The sequence below is a fragment of the Cupriavidus sp. HPC(L) genome (genome assembly GCF_000307735.3).
Lineage (GTDB): Bacteria > Pseudomonadota > Gammaproteobacteria > Burkholderiales > Burkholderiaceae > Cupriavidus.
In genome coordinates, this window is sequence record NZ_AMPR02000265.1 from 1 (window position 1) to 3,644 (window position 3,644).

The 3,644-nt window shown below is 68.1% G+C and carries 3 protein-coding genes; all 3 read left to right on the plus strand.

Annotated elements, in window-relative coordinates:
* The first annotated feature begins 98 nt into the window (after positions 1 to 98).
* Positions 99 to 1,907 (plus strand): aspartate--tRNA ligase, encoded by a 1,809-nt coding sequence (gene aspS / locus B551_RS15175; RefSeq protein WP_023264446.1) that lies wholly within the window; start codon positions 99 to 101, stop codon positions 1,905 to 1,907.
* A gap of 179 nt (positions 1,908 to 2,086) precedes the next feature.
* On the plus strand, positions 2,087 to 2,974 hold the full coding sequence (locus B551_RS15180) for a hypothetical protein (protein ID WP_023264447.1): 888 nt from the start codon (positions 2,087 to 2,089) through the stop codon (positions 2,972 to 2,974).
* Positions 2,975 to 3,233: 259 nt separating this feature from the next.
* Positions 3,234 to 3,644 (plus strand): dihydroneopterin triphosphate diphosphatase (gene nudB, locus B551_RS15185; RefSeq protein ID WP_023264448.1); only part of this gene is annotated, 411 nt, incomplete at its 3' end.

A 3,644-nucleotide genomic window follows, 5' to 3' on the forward strand; every position in this document is an offset into this window, starting at 1 on the left:
CGCCGGCGCCGCGGCCAACGTGTCCGCCGCCGACCCATCGCACTCCAATTGACCGCGGGCCGCCCGAGCGCGGCCGCGCCTTACCGGGAATTTCTCCTATGTCCTCCATGCGAACTCACTACTGCGGTCTCGTGACCGAACAACTGACCGGCCAGGAAGTGGCCCTGACCGGCTGGGTGCAACGGCGCCGCGACCACGGCGGCGTGATCTTCATCGACCTGCGCGATCGCGAAGGGCTGGTGCAGGTCGTCTGCGATCCGGACCGCCCGGAAATGTTCAAGGTCGCCGAGGACATCCGCAACGAGTTCTGCATCCGCGTGACCGGCAAGGTGCGCGCGCGCCCGGCCGGTACCGAGAACGCCAACCTGACCTCGGGCAAGATCGAGGTGCTGTGCCACGAGCTGACCGTGCTGAACCCGTCGGTCACGCCCCCGTTCCAGCTCGACGACGACAACCTGTCGGAGACCACGCGCCTGACGCACCGCGTGCTGGACCTGCGCCGCCCGCAGATGCAGTACAACCTGCGCCTGCGCTACAAGGTCGCGATGGAAGTGCGCAAGTACCTGGACGAGCAGGGCTTCATCGACATCGAGACGCCGATGCTGGGCAAGAGCACGCCGGAAGGCGCGCGCGACTACCTGGTGCCGTCGCGGGTCAACCCGGGCCACTTCTTCGCGCTGCCGCAGTCGCCGCAGCTGTTCAAGCAGATGCTGATGGTGTCGGGCTTCGATCGCTACTACCAGATCACCAAGTGCTTCCGCGACGAGGACCTGCGCGCCGACCGCCAGCCAGAATTCACGCAGATCGACTGCGAGACGTCGTTCCTGACCGAGCAAGACATCCGCGACCTGTTCGAGAACATGATCCGCACGGTGTTCAAGAACACCATCGGCGTGGCGCTGGACGACCGCTTCCCGGTGATGGAATTCCGCGAGGCGATGGCCCGCTTCGGCTCGGACAAGCCGGACTTGCGCGTCAAGCTCGAATTCACCGAGCTGACCGAGGTCATGAAGGACGTCGACTTCAAGGTGTTCTCGGGTCCGGCCAACAGCGACAACGGCCGCGTGGTCGCGCTGCGCGTGCCCGGCGGCGGCCAGATCTCGCGCGGCGAGATCGATGCCTATACGCAGTTCGTCGCCATCTACGGCGCCAAGGGCCTGGCCTGGATCAAGGTCAACGAAGTGGCCAAGGGCCGCGATGGCCTGCAGTCGCCGATCGTCAAGAACCTGCATGACGCCGCCATCGCCGAGATCCTGAAGCGCTCGGGCGCGCAGGACGGCGACATCCTGTTCTTCGGCGCGGACAAGGCCAAGGTGGTCAACGACGCGATCGGCGCGCTGCGCCTGAAGATCGGCCACTCGGAATTCGGCAAGGCCAACGGCCTGTTCGAGGACGCGTGGAAGCCGCTGTGGGTCGTCGACTTCCCGATGTTCGAGTACGACGAGGAAGACGCCCGCTGGGTCGCGATGCACCACCCGTTCACCAGCCCCAAGGACGAGCATCTGGAATACCTGGCCACCGATCCGGGCAAGTGCATCGCCAAGGCCTACGACATGGTGCTCAACGGCTGGGAAATCGGCGGCGGCTCGGTGCGGATCTATCGCGAGGACGTGCAGAGCAAGGTGTTCCGCGCGCTGAAGATCAACGAGGAAGAGGCGCGCGCCAAGTTCGGCTATCTGCTGGACGCGCTGCAGTACGGCGCGCCCCCGCATGGCGGCATCGCCTTCGGCCTGGACCGCATCGTCACGATGATGGCCGGCGCCGATTCGATCCGCGACGTGATCGCGTTCCCGAAGACCCAGCGCGCGCAGGATCTGCTGACGCAGGCGCCGAGCTCGGTCGACGAGAAGCAGCTGCGCGAGCTGCATATCCGGCTGCGCACGCCCGAGCCTAAGGCTTCGGCGTGATGCCGCTGGCGAGCTAGCGAGAGACGACGGCCGTGCGCGAGCGCGGCCGTTTTTTTGTTTGTGTAGGCTGGGGAGGGCGATCGAGGTTTCCAATTGTTTCCCGTGGGAACGATCGGCCACCTCGCTGGGTCATCCATCGGGCTGCCACCGGCAGCAGCGCCTGACAACGGAGAACAAAGGTGACACTGGATATCGAACTGATCCGCCAATTCCTGCTGCAGCATGCGGAGACGATCCTGACCTGGCTGGTCGCCGGGCTGGTGATGATGCTGCTGGCGCGCTTCGAGCTGCGCCGCGCGGTGCGCAGGTCCGCGCAGGCGATGTCGGAATCGGTGGCGACCACGGTGGCCGCCTGCGTTCCCGATATCGCGCATGCCGCCCAGGTGGGCAGCGCGGCGGCCGAGGGCGGCGCGGTGCAGATGCAGCGCGCCGAGGCGCTGCGGCGCGTGGCACTGGACACAGTGGCGGCGGTGATGGCGCGCGGGCGCTGGCTCGAGGAGGTCGGCAACCTGCGCCTGCCCGAAGACGCGTTGCTGCCGGGCCGCCGCGGCAGCGGGGCCGATCCGCTGCTGGTGGTCGCGCCGCAGCCCGTGGTGCAGGCCTACCTGGCCGCGCAGCGGACCTTCGAAACGATGGCCGCGCAATTGCAGGCCCGCCGCCGCGACGCGCTGGCGCTGCAGGACGCGGCCCAGGCGCTGGTCGCCGAGGCCGCGCAGATCGAGCAGGAGACCGCCAGCATCGTGCTGCGCTTCGAACAGGTGAACGCCCAGGCCGCGCAGGCCCCGCAGGGCGAAGGCGGCGACTACCAGCGCTTCCTGATCCAGAAGTACCACGCGCTGGGCCAGCGCGAGAAGGAGGTCGCACAGGCCCGCACCGAGATGCAGGCGCGCGCCGCCCATGCCGCCGAGGCGCTGGCGACCGAGGCGCACGCCGCCGCGGCGCGCTACACCGAATCGCTGGCGCCGCTGATGCAGCAGCTGCGCGCCGCCTGGGGCCACGGCGACTCGCCCGACGTGTTCGACAGCTGGGTGCGGGAAGCGGGTGGGGTGCGCGAAGAGCGGGCCTGAGCCTCGTTTTTCTCCCCTCTCCCGCTTGCGGGAGAGGGGCGGGGGAGAGGGCAGGGGGCGGTCGTTATGCCCTCGCGGTATGAAAACCACCCCCTCTCCCCCGCCCTCTGCCCCTGAGGGGGAGAGGCAGGACACCGAGCGCGCCCCTCCGTGTCCTCTCCATCACATCACCCCCACGCCTCCAGGGCTTGTCGGACTAACCCCGGTGGCGCCATCAGGCAACTGCGTTAAGCTTGTCAGCCTGTTCCCGTCCGATCCCATGCCCTACAAGATTCCCGAATCCGTGCTGGTCGTGATTCATACGACCGATCTGCAAGTCCTGCTGCTGGAGCGGGCCGACCGTCCCGGCTTCTGGCAATCGGTCACCGGCAGCCTCGATACCCCCGACGAACCCCTGGCATTGACCGCCGCCCGCGAGGTGGCCGAGGAGACCGGCATCGTCGCGAGCGAGCACCGGCTGCAGGACTGGGGCCACCATATCGAATACGAGATCTACCCCGAATGGCGCCATCGCTACGCGCCCGGGGTCACGCGCAACGTCGAGCACTGGTTCGGCCTGTGCGTCGACCGGCCGCTGCCGGTCACGCTGGCGCCGCGCGAGCATCTGCAATCGGTCTGGCTGCCGTGGGAGCAGGCGGCCGCGCGCTGCTTCTCGTCGAGCAATGCCGAG

Coding starts and splice junctions, on each gene's coding strand:
- aspS (WP_023264446.1), top strand. CDS start 99: ATGTCCTCCATGCGAACTCACTACTGCGGTCTCGTGACCGAACAACTG.